At 64.1% G+C, this 17,043-nt stretch carries 15 protein-coding genes; 8 read left to right on the forward strand and 7 right to left on the reverse strand.

What is annotated here, in order from left to right; genetic code table 11:
- The first annotated feature begins 219 nt into the window (after window positions 1-219).
- Both CEY11_RS13825 and CEY11_RS13830 read left to right on the forward strand, forming a co-directional pair.
- Window positions 220-408, forward strand: a complete 189-nt coding sequence (locus CEY11_RS13825) for a hypothetical protein (RefSeq protein ID WP_088603980.1) — start codon at window positions 220-222, stop codon at window positions 406-408.
- Window positions 398-1,675, forward strand: coding sequence for a class I SAM-dependent methyltransferase (locus tag CEY11_RS13830; protein ID WP_088603981.1), 1,278 nt, complete (start codon window positions 398-400; stop codon window positions 1,673-1,675). Before CEY11_RS13825 ends, CEY11_RS13830 begins: the two co-directional genes overlap by 11 nt.
- 160 nt (window positions 1,676-1,835) lie before the next feature.
- On the opposite strand, the gene CEY11_RS13835 is transcribed toward CEY11_RS13830, so the two are convergent.
- Window positions 1,836-2,531, reverse strand: a complete 696-nt coding sequence (locus CEY11_RS13835) for a GntR family transcriptional regulator (protein WP_158215315.1) — start codon at window positions 2,529-2,531, stop codon at window positions 1,836-1,838.
- A 470-nt stretch (window positions 2,532-3,001) separates the two neighbouring features.
- Here CEY11_RS13835 and CEY11_RS13840 point away from each other — a divergent pair, with 470 nt between their 5' ends.
- The 4 genes from CEY11_RS13840 (at window position 3,002) to CEY11_RS13855 (ending at window position 8,156) form a co-directional block, all read left to right on the forward strand.
- Complete coding sequence (locus tag CEY11_RS13840) at window positions 3,002-4,003, forward strand: Bug family tripartite tricarboxylate transporter substrate binding protein (protein WP_088603983.1); 1,002 nt, start codon at window positions 3,002-3,004, stop codon at window positions 4,001-4,003.
- A 171-nt stretch (window positions 4,004-4,174) separates the two neighbouring features.
- Entirely contained in the window at window positions 4,175-5,911 is a 1,737-nt protein-coding gene (locus CEY11_RS13845; RefSeq protein WP_088603984.1) for a thiamine pyrophosphate-dependent enzyme, read from the forward strand.
- Between the two features lie 77 nt (window positions 5,912-5,988).
- On the forward strand, window positions 5,989-7,710 hold the full coding sequence (locus tag CEY11_RS13850; RefSeq protein ID WP_158215316.1) for a thiamine pyrophosphate-binding protein: 1,722 nt from the start codon (window positions 5,989-5,991) through the stop codon (window positions 7,708-7,710).
- Between the two features lie 89 nt (window positions 7,711-7,799).
- Window positions 7,800-8,156: a RidA family protein gene (locus CEY11_RS13855; protein WP_088603986.1), complete on the forward strand. Its 357-nt coding sequence runs from the start codon at window positions 7,800-7,802 to the stop codon at window positions 8,154-8,156.
- A gap of 22 nt (window positions 8,157-8,178) precedes the next feature.
- On the opposite strand, the gene CEY11_RS13860 is transcribed toward CEY11_RS13855, so the two are convergent.
- Complete coding sequence (locus CEY11_RS13860; protein WP_088603987.1) at window positions 8,179-9,357, reverse strand: tRNA CCA-pyrophosphorylase; 1,179 nt, start codon at window positions 9,355-9,357, stop codon at window positions 8,179-8,181.
- Window positions 9,358-9,425: 68 nt separating this feature from the next.
- Window positions 9,426-11,525, reverse strand: a complete 2,100-nt coding sequence (locus tag CEY11_RS13865) for a lytic transglycosylase domain-containing protein (protein WP_088603988.1) — start codon at window positions 11,523-11,525, stop codon at window positions 9,426-9,428.
- Window positions 11,526-11,549: 24 nt separating this feature from the next.
- Between CEY11_RS13865 and CEY11_RS13870 the strand changes: the two genes are divergently transcribed.
- The gene (locus tag CEY11_RS13870) at window positions 11,550-12,179 is read left to right on the forward strand and encodes a 5-formyltetrahydrofolate cyclo-ligase (protein WP_088603989.1); all 630 of its coding nucleotides are present in this window, start codon (window positions 11,550-11,552) and stop codon (window positions 12,177-12,179) included.
- 39 nt (window positions 12,180-12,218) lie between these two features.
- Here CEY11_RS13870 and CEY11_RS13875 read toward each other — a convergent pair whose 3' ends face one another.
- Entirely contained in the window at window positions 12,219-13,190 is a 972-nt protein-coding gene (locus tag CEY11_RS13875; protein ID WP_158215317.1) for an alpha/beta fold hydrolase, read from the reverse strand.
- Window positions 13,191-13,294: 104 nt separating this feature from the next.
- Window positions 13,295-14,749 carry an MFS transporter gene (locus CEY11_RS13880; RefSeq protein ID WP_088603991.1) on the reverse strand — a complete coding sequence of 485 codons (1,455 nt, stop codon included), beginning with the start codon at window positions 14,747-14,749 and terminating at the stop codon, window positions 13,295-13,297.
- A 155-nt stretch (window positions 14,750-14,904) separates the two neighbouring features.
- Here CEY11_RS13880 and CEY11_RS13885 point away from each other — a divergent pair, with 155 nt between their 5' ends.
- Complete coding sequence (locus tag CEY11_RS13885; protein WP_158215318.1) at window positions 14,905-15,663, forward strand: GntR family transcriptional regulator; 759 nt, start codon at window positions 14,905-14,907, stop codon at window positions 15,661-15,663.
- Window positions 15,664-15,770: 107 nt separating this feature from the next.
- On the opposite strand, the gene metF is transcribed toward CEY11_RS13885, so the two are convergent.
- Window positions 15,771-16,625, reverse strand: a complete 855-nt coding sequence (metF, locus tag CEY11_RS13890; protein WP_088603993.1) for a methylenetetrahydrofolate reductase [NAD(P)H] — start codon at window positions 16,623-16,625, stop codon at window positions 15,771-15,773.
- Entirely contained in the window at window positions 16,622-16,960 is a 339-nt protein-coding gene (locus CEY11_RS13895) for a phage holin family protein (protein ID WP_088603994.1), read from the reverse strand. The genes metF and CEY11_RS13895 overlap by 4 nt, the downstream gene beginning before the upstream one ends.
- Window positions 16,961-17,043 lie beyond the last annotated feature (83 nt).

The following is a 17,043-nucleotide window of genomic DNA, read 5'->3' on the forward strand; positions in this document are numbered from 1 at the left end:
GGAGCCGAGCCCGGATGCCGGGCCGGCTCATGAAGTTGAAATCGGATCACACGGCATAAGCGGGCAGCAGGGGCCGCATAGCGCCGCCGGCGGCGCCACTTTCGTCCCCGGCGACGCAACACGATAAAATCGAAGGGCCGCGCCGTTGCGCGGCCCTTGCCCTTTCATGGGCCGCAAGCGGGCATCGCCCCCGCGCCGCGGCCGCCCCGTCCAGCATCCATGAAACTCCTTGCCCGCAAGCCGCTGCTGCTCGCCGCCCTGCTTTCCATTCCACTATGGATCGCGCTGGGCAATTTCATTGTGGCTGTCTGTGTGGCGCTGCTGCTGTCCTTTCTGATCGCCATGTGCCACGCGCTGTATGTGCTGCGCCGTGCGCCCCGCGCCACACGTACCACCGATGAAGACTGAAATCCGCCCCACGGCCCCCAGCGGCCTGCCCGCCCTGGATGCCGACTCGCTGGGCCACCAACAGGCCATGCAACAGTCCCTGCTGCAGCACATCGAACAGGCACCGCTGGGGTTCCTGCCCTTCGACGAGTGGATGCGGCTGGCGCTATACGAGCCCGGCCTGGGCTATTACGCGGCCGGGAACACCAAGTTCGGCTCCGACCTGCCCACCGGCGACTTCGCCACCGCCCCTGAGCTCACGCCGCTGTTCGGCCACACCCTGGCCATGCAGGCGGCCGAGATCCTGCGCGATTGCGGCTCGAACCGCATCCTGGAATTCGGCGCCGGCAGCGGCGCCCTGGCCGCCTCGGTAATCGAGGCGCTGGACGCGCAGGGCCTGGAAGTCGAATACCGGATACTCGAAGTCTCGGCCGAACTGCGCCAGCGCCAGGAACAAAAGCTGGCCCGCTACGGCGATCGGGTGCAGTGGCTGCAAGCGCTGCCCGCAAGTTTCGAAGGCTGCGTGCTGGCCAACGAGGTACTGGACGCCATGCCGGTCAGCCTGTTCCACTGGGACGCCGACAGCGGCCTGCATGAAATCGGGGTGGGCGTCAGCGCGCTGGCCGGCCATGGCGAGGCCATGACGCAAGAGCAAGCGCTGGCCTGCGCCGGTCGGGCCGCACGCGTCGGCCCTGCCGCAGAAGGCATAAGTGACGCCCCTTTCGTCTACCTGGAACGGCCGGCAAGCGCCGAACTGCGCGCCATCGTGGCGCAGCGCATGCCGCCGCTGGAAGGCTATCGATCCGAAATCAACCTGCAGGCCGAAGCCTGGGTCAGGCAGATGGGGCAATGGCTGCGGCGCGGCGCGGCGCTGCTCATAGACTATGGTTTCCCGCGGCACGAGTACTACCACCCGCAACGCGCCGGCGGCACCCTGATGTGCCACTTCCGCCACCACGCGCACGCCGAGCCGCTGATCCTGGCAGGCCTGCAGGACATCACCGCGCACGTGGATTTCACCGCCATGGCCGACGCCGCGCTGGAGGGCGGGCTGGACGTGCTGGGCTACACCTCGCAGTCGCGCTTCCTGCTCAACGCCGGGCTGCCGCAGGCGCTTGCCGCGCTGGACAGCCTCGACGCCGCGAGCCGCGCCCGCGCGCTGGGCCCGGTGCAGAGGCTGATCTCGGAAACGGAAATGGGCGAACTGTTCAAGGTGCTGGCCGTGGGCCGCGGACTGGAACGCCCCTTGTCCGGCTTCGCCACGGGCGACCGCCGCCACAGGCTCTAGCCTTCAAGCTGAAATTCCGGGCTGTTCCGCAGCGGGCATACAGGTGCAAACCGGCGCCACTGCTGGCGATTTCCCGAGTGTAGCGAGTGTTGTTTGCTTCATTGCAGTCACCAGGCAAGGCCGGCACGGCCGGCGGCCCGCGAGCGAGCCGCCTTCAGATTCAGGACTCGATTTCCTCGACAACCTGCTGCTGCCGCTCAAGGGCCTCCTTCGTCACCCGCGCGGCATTACGGATGTGTATGTTGCATGCCCGCTTGGCTAGTGCCTCGTCATTGGCGCAAATGGCGTCGTGGATGGCCCGCAGCTCCTTTAGCGTGTTCGGCAGGCGATTGGGTTCGGATAGCGAAGCGCCTCGCAACAATTGAATGCGGCTATGCAGTGACGTAAGAAAGTCGCTCAGGAGCGGGTTGTTGCAGCCCGCCAGGATGGCTTCGTAGAAACGGTTCTTTGAAGTGTGCACGAGCTTGGAATCCTCGGTTTTGCACGCTTCCTCGAAATTTGCGAAAGCGACATGCAATGCCTGGCGCTGCGCGTCGGACGCGCTGCGCACAAAACCTGCAACCGCCGTCCCTTCCAGCGCCAGCCGGATTTCATAGATGTTGTGGGCGTCCTCGATTGTGATGCGGGCGACTTCGAGTCCGCGTGGCTCCACCGGCCGGATCAGGCCTTCGGCTTCGAGATTGCGCAAAACCTCGCGCAGCAGCGGGCGGCTGATTTGCAAGGTTTCGCACAGTTCTCGCTCAACCAGGCGCTGGCCTGGTTTGAAATGACCCTGGGCAATGGCCTCGTGCAATATGCCATAGACCTGTTGGCGCAATGGCGCCACGACTCTTACAACGGATTTGGGAGCTTTCAAGGGAGTGTTCTCAGTAGTGGGTAATATTCGCATGTTTGTCTGACAAACTGTTTGCAATTCGAACTCACATAACTTATGATGCCGGCACAGAGTAAAGGATTTGTGACTGTTGTTCAAGGCGTTCGAACCGGCAGGGTGCCGGGCTGAGCGCAGGCAATTGCGGGATGCGCCGCCCGACGAATCACCAGCGGCTGACATCCGTACAGCGGGCTGCGAGCCGTTGCTCTGGTGGTTGTACTGCTGACCTATGGATGAGAGGGGGCTGGCGCCCACTCCGGTTTCCGCAAGCATTCCCGACACGAGCCGTTGTGCCCTGCTGTCGTTCCAACCGGGATTCGCTCTCCGGGCGGACTGTCTGCTTACGCGCGGCCGCAACCATCATCGATAGCGGCACCAAGAAGCAAACGGCGTTTTAGTAAAGGCGGAATCCCTGAAACAACTACCCGAGATAACTACCTGAGGAGGGCAAAATGAATGAATTTACGTCGTTCGAATTGAGCAGGCGGCGCCTGATTTTGAGCATGCTGGCGGGTGGCGCAACGGCCGCGCTGCCGAGTATTGCAAATTCGGCAACCGATTTTCCCAAGAGTCCGGTGAAGCTCGTCGTGCCGTTCCCGCCCGGGGGCGGAACCGACACGCTCGCGCGCCTTGTCGCCGACGAGCTCAGCAAACAGATGGGGCATGGCGTCATCGTCGAGAACAAGGGCGGCGCGGGCGGCATAATCGGTGCCAAAGAGGTGATGCGCGCAGCCCCTGACGGCTACACGATCCTGCTGACGGCAACAGGTCAGGTCATAGACCCCATCATCCACCGTACGCCGTCTTACGACATTCTCAAGGACTTCACCCCCATCTGCCATATCGGCTACGTTCCGCAGCTGGTGCTAGTGAAATCCGATTTCCCTGCGCATACCTTCCAGGAATTCGTGGCGCTGGCGAAAAAGCGGCCAAAAGAATTGTCGTGGGCGACATCCGGGTTCGGCACGGCGGGGCATTTCGCCGAGGAGCTGATCAATCTTTCCAGCGGCATCGATATGCAGATCGTGGCCTATCGCGGGGGCGGCCCCGCTCTCACCGACCTGGTCGGCGGCCACGTCAATGCGATGGTCGAGCCGCTCCCTTCGTCGATTCCGCACGTAAAGTCGGGCCGCCTCAAGGCTCTTGCAGTCACCAGCCAGAACCGGGCGTCGGCGCTTCCCGACGTACCCACCGTGGCGGAAAGCGGAATTCCGAACTTCGAAATGCCTTCCTGGTATGGGATCTGGGGGCCCGCCAAACTGCCCCCCGACGTTACGCAAAAAATCTATCAAGGCGTGAAGAGGTCTCTGGAAGCGCCCAAGCTCAAGAACAAGCTTCAGAACCTGTCCTTCGTCGTGGTGGCCGGCTCGCCGTCCGAGTTTGACGGTTTCATCAGAAGCGAGTTCAAGAAGTATTCGCAGATCGCCAAGAGCACCGGCATCATGATCGACTAGCTGTTCCGAGGATCGGTGGGCACATCGACTCGCAGGGAATCGGCGGAGACTCGTGGTCTACCAACACAGGCCCGCCGCCGATGGCCCTGCGAACGGCAATGAACTTCCCCTGCTTTCGAGGCGAGAGCCATCTTTACATGTTGTGTTTTGGAAAAAAGGAATACCGATACCATGAGTGAAACAGTTGGCAGAACCTATGGGGACGTGATTATCGATTCGATGTGGCGTGGAGGCGTTGACGCCCTGTTCTTCACCTCCGGATCCGACATCATGTTTTACCAGGAGGCAGTGGCCCGGCAAAACGCAGAACAAGAATCCGGGATCAAGCTCTACACGATGACCCACGAGATCGTCAGCCTGAACGCCGCGATGGGCTATTCGGCCGTAAGCGGCAGGCCGGTTGCGACCGCGGCCCATGTGGCCGTGGGAACCTTGAACTACGGCTCGGCCATACACGGCGCGTCGCGCAGCAGGCTGCCCATCATCATTACGGCGGGCATCCCGCCGACGGCAACACCAGGCACGATCGATGGCTGCATAGACGCCGCAAATTTCTACACGCAGCAGGTTCCCGATCAGAACGGCATCGTACGCCAATACATGAAATGGGAGCACGTGCTCGCCTACCAGGACAACCCGGGAACCGTCTTTGGCAGGGGCATCCAGATCGCCATGACGGAACCCCGCGGGCCGGTGTATGTCAGCCTGCCGCGCGAGATCCAGATGGCGGCCAAGCGCGAGCCGAGCTATGCAAGCAGCAGCCAGCTGGGCGTACCGCTGGTATCCGAGCCCAGTGACGACGCCATGAATACGGTGATCGACCGTTGTCTCAACGCGCAGCGGCCGGTCATTGTCGTGGGCCTGGGCGGCCGGGACGAAGAGAGCGTGGCGGAGCTCGAGCGTTTTGCGGATTATTTCGGCATTCCCGTCCTCGACGGCCGGCTGTTCAGCTATCAATGCCTGGATTTCGATCATCCGCTGTACCGGCGCAAGGGGGACATGAGCAATGCCGATCTGGTGTTCGTTCTGGAAAGCGACATACCCTGGCTGCCCGGCGCCCCGACTTCGCCTTCCAGTGATGCGTCGATCATCGTCATCGATCATGATCCGCTGATCAGCCATGTTCCGATGGTCGACTTCCCGGCGTCCATGCGCCTGGTGACGGATACGAAGCACTTCGTGCGCAAGGCCCTGCGCATGGCCGAGGCGCGACTGACAGCCCCCGAAACCGCGGCTCTGAAGCAGAGACGGGAAAAGGCGGTCATCGATGTGTCGGCGCATCGCAAGAGCGTATTCGACGAAGCCAGCGCGCGTTTCCGAACGGACGTGATCGACCCGGTATGGGCCTCCCTGATTGTCGCTTCGGTCATCCCGGACGATGCGGTGGTCTTCGACGACACCATCGACTCCGCACCGGTGCGCCGCTTCCTCAAGGTTTCCGGCCCAGCGCAATATTTCCATCGGCCCAGCAGCTCGGGGGGCTGGGGAATCGGCGCGGCACTGGGCGCGAAACTGGCGTTGCCCGACCGCACGGTCGTGATGATTTCAGGCGACGGCTTCTACATGTTCGGCGTGCCCACATGCGCGCTGTGGGCGGCCCGGCTCTATAAGGCGCCGTTCCTGTCCATCGTGTTCCAGAACGACAGCTACAACACGGGAACGGAGCACACGGCAAAGCACTATCCCAATGGGTATGCGGAGGCGGCGGGATTCCCCGGCGGGTATCTGGATAGCCCGGTCGACTTTGCGGTGGAAGCAACGGCATCGGGCGCCTACGGAGAGAACGTCACCGAGGCCGAAATGCTGGAACCCGCCCTCAGGCGCGGCCTCGAAGCGGTCAAAAATGGCCGGTGCGCAGTCATCTCGATCAAGGTTCCGAAACTCCTGCAGCTCCCGCCCCGCGCATGAGCCCAGGCCCCAAGCCTCAGCGCGAGTCCGGCGAACCCCGAAAGCATGTGGGCAGCAGATTGATTGGAGAGAAACCTATGTCGACCGATGGATGTGCCCAGGTGTTCCTGGCAGAGGCGATCAAGAAGGCCGGCATCACGCACTTGTTCGGTGTTCCGGCGGCCTTCACGAAGGCGCTCAATCTGGCGGACGACAGCGGAGTGTGCGTGATTTCCGCACACTCCGAAGCGGCAGCGGCATGCATGGCCGACGGCTATGCACGCGCCGCGCGCGCCATTGGCCTTTGCTATGCGCAGAACGTCGGCGGCGCCGGCCTTGCCAGCGGATTGCGGGATGCCTTTCTGGTTGGCTCGCCGGTCATAGCCCTGACCGGCGGCGGCGACGGGGCAACGGCATATAAGTTCGCCTATCAGGATTCCGACGATATGCGCATGTTCGACGCCGTCACGAAACTCAACATATCAGTGCGCCGGGTAGAGCGGTTTCCCGATTTGCTGCGTCTCGCCGCCCGAACGGCAACCTCCGGAGCCCCCGGCCCCGTGCATGTGGAGGTAGAAGGCGCGGCCGGCCAGTTGCTCGATCAGCATCTTCCGGCTGAATTCTGGGATCTTTCGGCGATCGCCGACCATAGCGCCCCCTGCCATCGCACTCCAGGAGAAGCCGACGCCGTCAGCCGCGCGGTCGATCTGGTGGCCGGTGCGCAACGCCCCATCCTGATCGCGGGCGGCGGCGCGCGCGTCTCGGACGCCGGCCCGGCGCTGCTGGAATTCGCCCGCGCTTTCGGCGCACCGATCGTGACATCCATGAACGCGAAAGGGATCATCGACGAACGTGATCCGCTGGCCTGCGGCGTCGTGGGTTCTTATTCGCGGGATTCCGCCAACCGCGCGGTGCTCGATGCCGATGTGGTGATCTTCGCCGGCAGCCGGGCCGGCGGGCACGTCACCAATCGCTGGAGCCTCCCCGCGCCCTCGGCCAAGATCATCCAGATAGACATCGATGCCCAAGTGATGGGAAGAAACTTCCCCACGGCGGTTTCCATCGTGGGCGACGTGAAGACCGTGCTTCACCAGATGCTCTGTGCGTACAAGGAATCCGGCCGGCCCCCGCGGCCCGCGCACGCCGACTGGCTGCGCGTCGCAGCAGCTTACGCCGAAGCCTCGCGGCGGAAGATCGAAACGAGCGGGAGGACGCATCGCACGCCGATACGGCCCGAGCAATTATGCACGGAACTGAATGCAAGCCTCTCCGACGATTGCCTCCTGGTCGCGGATACGGGTCATGCCGGGTGGTGGACGGCAAGCTTGATGGATCTCAAGCCGAGCCAGTCCTACCTGCGGGCGGCCGGGACGCTCGGCTGGAGCCTGCCCGCCGCCATTGGCGCTCAATGCGCATTTCCGGCCAGAAAGGTCGTCTGTTTCATTGGGGATGGTGGATTCTTCTATTACCTGAGCGAACTGGAAACCGCCGTCAGGTACGAACTTCCGGTCGTGTTCGTGGTGAACAACAATTCCGGCTTCGCACAAGAAGATGCGCTATTTCACGGCGGATCCGGCCGGCCGCAAGAGGATCCAGGGCGCAGGTTCCTGGAGTTTGCCGCAACCGACATTTCGGGCCTGGCCCGATCCTTCGGATGCGCGGGCTATTGCGTCGAAAGACCCCAGGATCTAAGAGAGATCCTGCAAGAGGCACTGCATTGCGGCAGGCCCGCGGTGGTGGAGGTGCTGACCGATCGTTCGGCAGTGCCGGCCGCGGCAGTGGGATGGCCCGCCCCCAACGGGCGGCAGAGGCCAAGCTGATTCTTTATTTAATGCGCCAGTAGTCTGGCAACACAGTCTGCTTCAGCCCGACCGGCTGCGGCGGTAATCTCAAAAATCAAGGAATGAAGATGGCGGAACTCAAACGCATTGACACCAACGGCCGAATGAGCAAAGTGGTGATTCACGGCAATACGGTATTTCTGGCCGGCATTACGGCCCAGGATTGCAGCCAGGACATCGCCGGCCAGACTCGCGAGGTGCTCGGCCACATAGAAGGCTATCTGACACGGGCGGGCACCGACAAGGATCACGTGATCTCGGCACAGGTCTGGCTCAAGGACATCAGCCGGGATTACGCGGGGATGAACGAGGTCTGGGATACCTGGTTCAAGCCTGGAACCGCGCCGGCACGCGCAACGTGTCAGGCCAGCCTGGCGGGCAGCGATCGCCTGGTGGAAATCATCATGGTTGCCATGATCCCCTGAATCCACTTGGACAGCCGCAGCGCTAGGCCTGTCGTTCTCCCGACGGCACGCCGCCGGCCAGCGCCTCCAGCCGCGCTGCCCGCACCGCGGCCTGGATCCGCCGGGCATCCGCGCCGCAGGCCTTGGCGATGCGCCCGGCATCGACCGCCTGCACCGCGGCCAGGCGTGCATGCCAGGCCGCAACGTCGATCGCCTCGATGCAGGCGGCGGCATCCAGCAGATCGAGGAAGCGCTGCGGCTTGCGTAGCGCGTCGCAGCGTTCCATGAGCGCGAGCCAGGACTGTGGATCCGCAGCCTGTGCCGCGCCGCCGGCCGCATCCAGAACCACGGGCAGCAGGCGCGCGCAATCCACGCAATGCGCCGGCGCCTTGACGTGGCGCGCCAGCTCGGCCGGCTGGGGCGAACGATGCAGCAGCAGCGCGAAACGCGAGGCCAGCGGCAGGCCGGCGCGCGCCGCGGCATCGATGGCGCGCGCCACCTCGTCGTCGAAGACCAGGCCGGGCAGCACCCGCGGCAAGGCCGCCGCCGCCTCCAGCACCTCGAACATGCGCGAAGGGCGGCGCGTGGCAAGCCCTTTGGCCATTTCTTTCCAGACCCGCTCGGGCACCAGGGCGTCGACCTCGCCGTCGCGCACCAGCCTGCGTGCCAGTTCCATAGTCTCGGGCGCCACCGTGAAATCGCCGAAGCGCGCCGCAAAACGCGCCAGGCGCAGCAGGCGCACCGGATCCTCGACAAAGGCACCGCCCACGTGCCGCAGCACCTTGGCGCGCAGATCGGCCTGGCCGTCCAACGGGTCGACCAGGCGGCCGTCGGCGGCACGGGCAATGGCATTGACCGTCAGGTCGCGCCGCCGCAGGTCTTCATCGAGCGTGACGTCGCGGCCGGCGTGAAACACGAAGCCCTTGTAGCCGCGCCCCGACTTGCGCTCGGTGCGCGCCAGCGCATATTCCTCTTTGCTGTCCGGGTGCAGGAACACTGGGAAATCGCCGCCGACGGGGATGAAGCCGCGCGCCGCCATTTCTTCGGGCGTGGAGCCCACCACGACCCAGTCGCGGTCGCCCGCCGGCAGGCCCAGCAAGGCATCGCGCACCGCACCGCCCACGATGTAGACGTCCAGGCCGGCCGTGTGCCGATCGGCCGGGGCCGATGGGCCGCCCTCCTGCCGCTGCGCGGCGTCCTCCCCGTGGGAGGGCGCGCTCATTGACGCCCCCACTCGCCGCAGCACGGCATGAGGGAGCAAGACGGCTTCACGTTCAAGGCCCCGAACATCTACGGCATGCCTACCTTGGCACTGGGCTCGGGCGAGACGACGCCGAGCCGCGCCTTGAGCGACTGGGGCTGGCCGGTGAACATGGTGGCGTAGTACGTGGCGTTGGACATTACGTGCTTGACGTAGAGGCGCGTCTCGGTGAATGGAATGGTCTCGGCGAAGATGGCCCCTTCCACCGGCCCCGACAGCTTGGAACGCCACTGCACCGGACGCCCCGGCCCGGCGTTGTAGCCGGCGGTGGCCAGCAGCTGCGAGCCGTCGAGCCTCTGCAGCACCATGCTCAGGTAATTGGTGCCCAGAATGGTGTTGGTATCGAAGTCGTTGACCGACGCGGGCGAGAAGTTGTCCATGCCGATCTTGCGCGCCACCCAGCGCGCGGTGGCGGGCATCAGCTGCATCAGCCCCGATGCGCCGACCGCCGAGCGCGCATCGGTGATGAAGCGCGATTCCTGGCGTATGAGGCCGTAGACCCAGGCCGGATCGAGGTCGATCTGGCGTGCCTTGGCGGCCACTCGGCCCTCGAACGGCGCGATGAAGCGCTGCTTGAAGTCGATTTCGTGCGTGGTCTTGAGCGAGGTGTTGATGACCCGGTCGAAGATCTGCTCGTGCCGCGCCAGTTCCGCGGCGGCCAGCAGCTGGCGGTCGCTCATGCCGCGCAGGCTGAAGTTCCATTCGGCCACGGCCTCGGGCCGCCAGCCCAGGCGGAACAGCCGCAGCCCCCTGCGCAGCCCCACGTCGGCGCGCGCCTGCGCCAGCTCGGCGGCCGTGACCGGCGGCGGTTCGGGCGGAATGGAGATCGGGCGGCCCAGCTCCTCGTTGGCCAGCTGGCCGTAGAAATCCAGCACCCCGGCGATCGACTGGTAGCGCGCCGTGGCGCCGGCACGATCGCCACGGGCGGCCAGAGCGCGCCCATACCAATACGTCCAGACCGGTTCGGCGCGCTGGCTGGCGGACATCTTGTCGATGGCCTTGCGCACGCGGTTCCAGTCTATGCGCGCCTGGCGCAGTTCGGAGCGCACCTCCCAGGCGTGATTGTTGTCGGTCATGCGGGCATCGCCCGAGCGCCGATACCAGCGCACCGCGGAGCTGTCCACATCCAGCGCGGCCATCAAGCCGAACTGGCCCCAGACCCACTGCAGGTCGGCAGCGGGCACGGCATGCGCCCAGTGCTGCTCGACATAAGCCGCGGCGGCGTCACGGTCGCTGGCGCGCGCCAGGCGCCCCAGAGCCAGCGTCACCAGTTCAGTCTGAGCCCGCGAACGGGGCGCGGGCTGCTTGGACAGCCAGCGCTTGGGATTCTGCATCAGGGCATGATAGGCAGACATCCCGGCAGGCTGGAACAATTGATCGGCCAGCCGCTGGGCATCGCCCTTGCGGTTGAGCTCGATCGCGTCGCGCAGCATGGGTTCGAGCTGCGGCCAGCCAAGAACATTGGACGCCACCAGCAGATTCAACAGCGACCAGCACTCGCGCCCGGACGCGAACACCGCCAGGGCCTCGCTGGCCGACACCGGCTTGCCACCGACCGCCTTGGCCTGCAGGCGTGCGCACTCGACCTGGGCTCCGCCGGTCTTGACCGGGCCGATGCGCTCGACCATGGCGTAATCGCCCTTGCGCGCCGCGGCCACGATCCAGTTGGCCTTGAGCTGATCAATGAGATAGGGATCGCGGCTGTTGGCCAGGAAATGCTGGATGGCCGCCGCCGGTATGGCGGCGTTGGGATCCTTGAGCTGTTGGCGCAGGTACCAATAAGTGGGGTAGTCGCCCACCAGCGCATCGCCCTGGGCCGCCGGCATGAGCGTAGCGAGCTGATCCCATTGGCGATGCTGCAGCGCCTGGCGCGCATCGAGCAGCGCCTGCTGCACGCCGGGCGCAGGCTGCAGCTGCAGCGGCACATAGGGCGGATCGGCGGCGGGCGCCGCCGGGGCCTCGGCCTGCACCGTGGCCGCCGCGGCGGTGCCGGCAGGCAGCTTGGCGCCGGCGCAGCCGGCCAGGCCCACGGACAAGGCGAGCCACCAGCTTTTGCGTGAAAGCTTGCGCAGGGCGACGTGGGAAAGGTTCAGGGTTTTCTGGTACCGTTGCGATTGCCTGGATAACATCTGCTCGAACCCCGATCTCGCTACATGAACAACAGCCCACAGGATACCGCAGTCGCTCTGCGGACGCGACTCAAACAGCTGCGCAGCGCCATGGATCCCGAGGCGCGCGAACGCGGCGGCCTGCTGATACGCGGCCGCCTCTACACATGGCTGGCGACGACACGCGCACGCCTGCTCGAAGCCGGCCGCCCGGCGCCGCGGCGCATCGCGGCCTTCTGGTCGCTGCAGGAAGAGCCCGAGCTGCAGCCCCTGCTGCATCAATGGGCCGCAAACGAAGAATTGACGCTGTCGCTGCCGGTGGTGGCGCGCCCCGACGCACCGCTGGAGTTCCGCCCCTGGACACCCGACACGCCCATGCGGGAAGGCGCGTACGGGATACTGGAGCCGCAGGCGGAACCGGCGGAGCCTCCCGATCTGATCCTGGTGCCGACGCTGGGCTATACCCGCCAGGGCGACCGGGTCGGCTACGGCAAAGGTTACTACGACCGCACGCTGGCGGCCCTGAAAGCCGCGGGCCATGCCTATACCAGCATAGGTGTGGCCTGGGCCTGTGGCGATCTGTCGGGCCAGGCTTATACGCCGGCCGCGCACGACATGCGGCTCGACGCGATACTTACCGACAAGGGCTGGCCGGTGCCCGCCCCGGTGCTGTAGACGGGCCAGACGCAAAGTACGCCGCGCCTCTCGGGTAGGCTAAGGAAAGAGTTCCCGCAGCCAGCCACCGACCATGGCCGCGATGGCCTGATTATTGCGATCCATAATCAGCATGTGGCTGTTGCCGCCGACGCCGTGGTCGGGCAAGCTCAGCCAATCGGCCCGCACTCCCTGGGCCTGCAGCCGCTGCTTGTACCGCAATGCCGCATCGCGGTAGCGCACCCACGTCGGGTTGTCGTCGATGCGATCTCCCCACACGAACAAATGCGGGGCGCCGCCGGCACCGGGCTCGCCGGCGGGCGCGGCGGCAGGCTCAACCGCAACCACGGCGCGAACCAGATCGGGATGGCGCCTGGCACACTCGAGCGCGAATGACCCGCCCTGACTGTGCCCTATCACCACACAGGGGCCGATTTTTTCCAGCAGTTCCGCATACGCCCGCAGCGCAAATTCATCCGTACCCGCCCAGCGAGGGACGAACTGCCTGCCAAATTGCTCGAGGCTTTCGACTGGGAATTGCTGCCCCGGATACGCGCGAGCCCGCAGCGATTCGGGCGTCAGCGGATCCGGATAGCTGCCGCCAGGGCCAAAGCGGAAATGGTGCCAGACCGCCTCCAGAGAGCGATGCTCGGGCGGGCTGGACAGGAATTGCGGATAAGGCGGAAACGAGGCCCGGCCCCTCTCGAATGCATCAGAGACGACGACGTCGCATCCGTCGCGCAGAAAATAATCGAGCCACCCTGCGCCACCTTCAGGGGTATCTTCCCAGCAAGCCCCCGACAGCCCGCCGCCGTGCCACAACAGCACGGGTAAAGCGAACCGGGCATCGGACTGCAGGTACTCCTTGGCATAGAGCTGCCCGACCATGTGGTCGCCGTTCATGTCGATGGCGACAGGGGCGTCGCCCGGCACCCGCGACCTGGGCCGGGCATCGAAGCCAGTGATACGCCGCCGCCGCCCACCGACGTGGAAACCGCGTATCCGTTTCAGAACAATATCGTTGTCGGGCATAAACATCCATTTTGCAGCGTTTGCCGCCAAGCTGCGCCCCGGCCGCACGTGCATTCCTCAATTTCATCATGCGCCCGGATCGCTGGAACACGGCGCTCGCAAAGCTATCGATTCATGGCGATTTTCGCCTCATAAGCAAGCCCCTGCACATTCACATCATTGCTGTCGTGGTTGGTGCGCGGGCCGAACCAGCCTATCAGCACCACAATGACCAGCATATTGGCGGTAATGAAGACGAATACGCCCAGCGGGCCATACAGGCCCAACAGCCAAGCCACGATAAAGCTGCAGAAAATCCCCGCGAACCGGCTCCAGCAGTAGACGAAGCCGACCGCCTGGCCACGCACGACACTAGGGAAAACCTCAGCCTGATAGGTGTGATAGCAAGACGACATCCAGCCGTTATTCAACGTCAACAAGAACCCGAGCAGCATGACCACGGCGGCAGAGCTGGCCGCGCCGAAGAGGCAACCCAGCACCGCGCACATGGCGCAAGTCAGGCAAACCTGCCATTTGCGTTCCATGCGGTCGGCAACCAGCATCGACAACAGCGGCGCCAAAGGCGCGGCCAAGGCCATGATGACGCTATATTCCAATGACTTGGTGACCGTCATGCCCTTGGCAACGAGCAAAGTGGGAACCCACGAAGCGAATCCATAATAGCCGACCGTCACGCAAACGTTGAATATGCACATGACAATCAGCAGCCCGCGCAGCGGCGCAGACCACATCAGCCGCCACCTCGCAGAAAACGACAGCTCGGGGGACGGCGCACCCACCGGGCCATTCTGGACGTCGAGGCTTGCCGGCGCGCCCGCCCGCGAGGCGGCGGCAACCCCCGCCGAACGCTCAATTTCAGCCATGGTCTGTTCGGCCTCGCCATGCCGCCCCACCTTTTCCAGCCATATGGGCGATTCGGGCATCCAGCGGCGTACGAACCACACTATCAACGCACCCAGGCTGCCGATAATGGTGACGATCCGCCAGCCGTCAAGGCCCAGAATCGTGTGCGGAACCAGGATCCAGGACAAGACGGCCACGACCGGCACCGCCGTGAAGCAGATTGCCTGAGTCAATCCGAATGCGCGCCCGCGCTTGCTAGCCGGGACGAATTCCGACACATAGGTATCGATGACGACTTGCTCGAGCCCAACCCCCACCATTGCGAGAAAACGCCAGAAGACCACCCATTCAGGCGTGGTCTGCAGTGCCATGATGAACGTACACGCGCTATATATGAGCAAGCTCCAGTAAAAGACGGCACGCCGTCCGAACCGGTCGGCCAGCCCGCCCAGAAGCCCGGCTCCTACGAACATTCCGGCAAAAAGCGCAGCCACGAAGGCGGCAATGCCGTGAATATCGAAAAAAGACTCTGTATGCAGAACGAAAATGTGCGAGCGAATCAGCGAAGGCGCGATATACGCCGTCAAAAACATGTCGTAGAACTCGAAACACCCTCCCAGTGCGATGGTCGCAATCAATTTCCCTATGAAGCCACGGGCGGGAAGCATGGCAATCCGGGCGGCAATAAGTGCCGCCGGCCGATTAGAAGCCGTCATGGTGGGCCATCCTAGCTTGTCGTAAATTAATTTAAGTGTGTACACTTTTCATCTTATTCTCAATTTTTCCTAATAATTATTAGAGTAAATACCAATAGTGTCGACAAATTAGGGAAAATCACGCATCGAGGAAGATCCATGAACAGGCCGCTGCGTTGCGCGGCAAGCCTACCGCCCATGCTGTTCAATACAATGCAGCCAATAACGGAAAACAGAGGAACCGCTCAGTGCCCAAACAGCCTCGGGTAGCCACGGCACCAATCGTCGGTGACATCGTTGAAAAGATCGGGCTCGAAATCATCGAAGGCCGCCTGTCGTCGGGCAGCGATCTGAACTCCGTGGCGCTGGCAAAACGGTTTGGAACCAGCCGAACTCCCATCCGGGAAGCCTTGATGCAGCTCGCGGAAAAAGGGCTGGTCAGTATCGAGCCGCGCCGGCGCCCGCAAGTCGCCAGGCTTTCCGTCAAGGCCATACGCGAGCTTTATGGCATACGGCGGGCGCTGCATGCGTATTTGTCGCAGGCAATCGTGCAACATGCCTCGGACGAGGAATTGCGAGAACTCGACGCCTGCGCCCACCGGCTGGCAGAAGAAACCCGCCGTCTCGACGATCTACATAGGGTTATTGTCGAGACGGAAAAATACATGGCCGCGGAACTGGCGCTCTGCGGGAACGACTTGCTGATCGACGTCTTTGACGCGCTGGCGTGGCGCATCCAGAGGATGCGGCGTTTCAGTGCTGTGGACATCGATCTCTTACGCAGGCTTTCAACCGATCGCTGCCGCGTCACCCAGGCCTATCGCGAACGCAACGCCGTGCTGGCAGCCGCTTTGAATGATTCCATGCTTGCCGCCGTAGCCCAGCTTGCCGAAGCCAATTTCAATGCAAGTATGGCAAAGCACGGCTCTGTATAGCCAGCGCTCCGGGCCTCGATTCGACCAAAAGCATTACTCGAGGCCCAGCAAGCCCAGGCCCCGGCAGCGCAGAGCCCGTTTCACCGTATGCCGGGGCGGAGGATCGCTCAATGGCTTGCCGCAGGCTCCAGGCGCAGCTGCCGGTTGATCTCCATCGTTACTTCGGCGTTGTTCAGGGTGTAGAAATGCAGCCCCGGCGCGCCCTCGTCCAGCAGGCGCTGGCACATCTGCACGCCGACGTCCACGCCGAAGGCCCGGATGGAGGCGCGGTCGTCGCCGAAATCGGCCAGGCGCAGGCGGATCCAGCGCGGCACCTCGGCGCCGCACATGTTCGAGAAGCGCAGCAGCTGCGAATGATTGGTGATGGGCATGACGCCCGGCACGATCGGCACGTTGACGCCCTTGGCCTGGGCGCGTGCGACGAAGTCGAAATAGGCGTCGACGTTGAAGAAGTATTGCGTGATCGCGCCGTCGGCCCCGGCCTGCACCTTGGCGGCGAAGTGATCCAGGTCTTGCTCGGTCGACTGGGCCTGCGGATGCATTTCCGGGTAGGCGGCCACTTCGATGTGGAACCAGTCGCCGCTGTGCTCGCGGATGAAGCGCACCAGGTCGCTGGCATAGCGCAGCTCGCCGGCATCGCCGCCCATGCCCGAAGGCATGTCGCCGCGCAGGGCCACGATGCGGCGCACGCCCGAGGCCTTGTAGGCATCGAGGATCTCGGCCAGCACCGCGCGGCTCGAGCCTATGCACGACAGGTGCGGCGCGGCATCGCAACCCAGGTTCTGCATCATGCGCACGGTGTCGGCCGTGCCCGAACGAGTGGAACCGCCCGCGCCGAACGTGACGCTGACGTAGCTGGGCTGCAGCGCCAGCAGCTGCTTGGCCGAGCGCACCAGCTTTTCCTGGGCCGCGATGTCGCGCGGCGGGAAGAATTCCAGGCTTACCGACTGGGTCGGATTCATCTATAGATCAACCTTGAAAACAGGCCTGAGACCACGCTGTACACGAACGCGCCCAGCAGCGCCCACCAGAAGCCGCTTACCTGGAAGCCCTTCAGTATGGAGCCGGCGAACCAGAACACCAGCGCATTGAGCACCAGCAGGAACAGCCCCAGCGTGACGATGGTAATGGGCAGGGTCAGCAGTATCAGCACGGGCTTGACCAGGGTATTGAGCAGGCCCAGCACCAGCGCGGCGATCAGCGCCGAGCCGAAGGACGAGACATTGATGCCGGGCAGGATGTAGGCCACGATCAGCAGCGCCACCGCATTCAGGATCCAGACCAGGATGATTTCCATATCCATACTCCTTGTGATGGCGGGCATGCCGCCGTAGGTGAGACGCGGCGCGCGAGGTGCGCGCCAGGGTTACTGCCGGGGCG

Origin of the sequence: Candidimonas nitroreducens (assembly GCF_002209565.1) — a bacterium.
Lineage (GTDB): Bacteria > Pseudomonadota > Gammaproteobacteria > Burkholderiales > Burkholderiaceae_B > Candidimonas > Candidimonas nitroreducens.

What these genes read in the sequence shown, in the direction of transcription:
- CEY11_RS13825 (WP_088603980.1), top strand. Translation starts at nt 220, where the DNA reads ATGAAACTCCTTGCCCGCAAGCCGCTGCTGCTCGCCGCCCTGCTTTCC.
- CEY11_RS13830 (WP_088603981.1), top strand. Translation starts at nt 398, where the DNA reads ATGAAGACTGAAATCCGCCCCACGGCCCCCAGCGGCCTGCCCGCCCTG.
- CEY11_RS13840 (WP_088603983.1), top strand. Translation starts at nt 3,002, where the DNA reads ATGAATGAATTTACGTCGTTCGAATTGAGCAGGCGGCGCCTGATTTTG.
- CEY11_RS13845 (WP_088603984.1), top strand. Translation starts at nt 4,175, where the DNA reads ATGAGTGAAACAGTTGGCAGAACCTATGGGGACGTGATTATCGATTCG.
- CEY11_RS13850 (WP_158215316.1), top strand. Translation starts at nt 5,989, where the DNA reads ATGTCGACCGATGGATGTGCCCAGGTGTTCCTGGCAGAGGCGATCAAG.
- CEY11_RS13855 (WP_088603986.1), top strand. Translation starts at nt 7,800, where the DNA reads ATGGCGGAACTCAAACGCATTGACACCAACGGCCGAATGAGCAAAGTG.
- CEY11_RS13860 (WP_088603987.1), bottom strand. Translation starts at nt 9,357, where the DNA reads ATGAGCGCGCCCTCCCACGGGGAGGACGCCGCGCAGCGGCAGGAGGGC.
- CEY11_RS13865 (WP_088603988.1), bottom strand. Translation starts at nt 11,525, where the DNA reads ATGTTATCCAGGCAATCGCAACGGTACCAGAAAACCCTGAACCTTTCC.
- CEY11_RS13870 (WP_088603989.1), top strand. Translation starts at nt 11,550, where the DNA reads ATGAACAACAGCCCACAGGATACCGCAGTCGCTCTGCGGACGCGACTC.
- CEY11_RS13875 (WP_158215317.1), bottom strand. Translation starts at nt 13,190, where the DNA reads ATGCCCGACAACGATATTGTTCTGAAACGGATACGCGGTTTCCACGTC.
- CEY11_RS13880 (WP_088603991.1), bottom strand. Translation starts at nt 14,749, where the DNA reads ATGACGGCTTCTAATCGGCCGGCGGCACTTATTGCCGCCCGGATTGCC.
- metF (WP_088603993.1), bottom strand. Translation starts at nt 16,625, where the DNA reads ATGAATCCGACCCAGTCGGTAAGCCTGGAATTCTTCCCGCCGCGCGAC.
- CEY11_RS13895 (WP_088603994.1), bottom strand. Translation starts at nt 16,960, where the DNA reads ATGGAAATCATCCTGGTCTGGATCCTGAATGCGGTGGCGCTGCTGATC.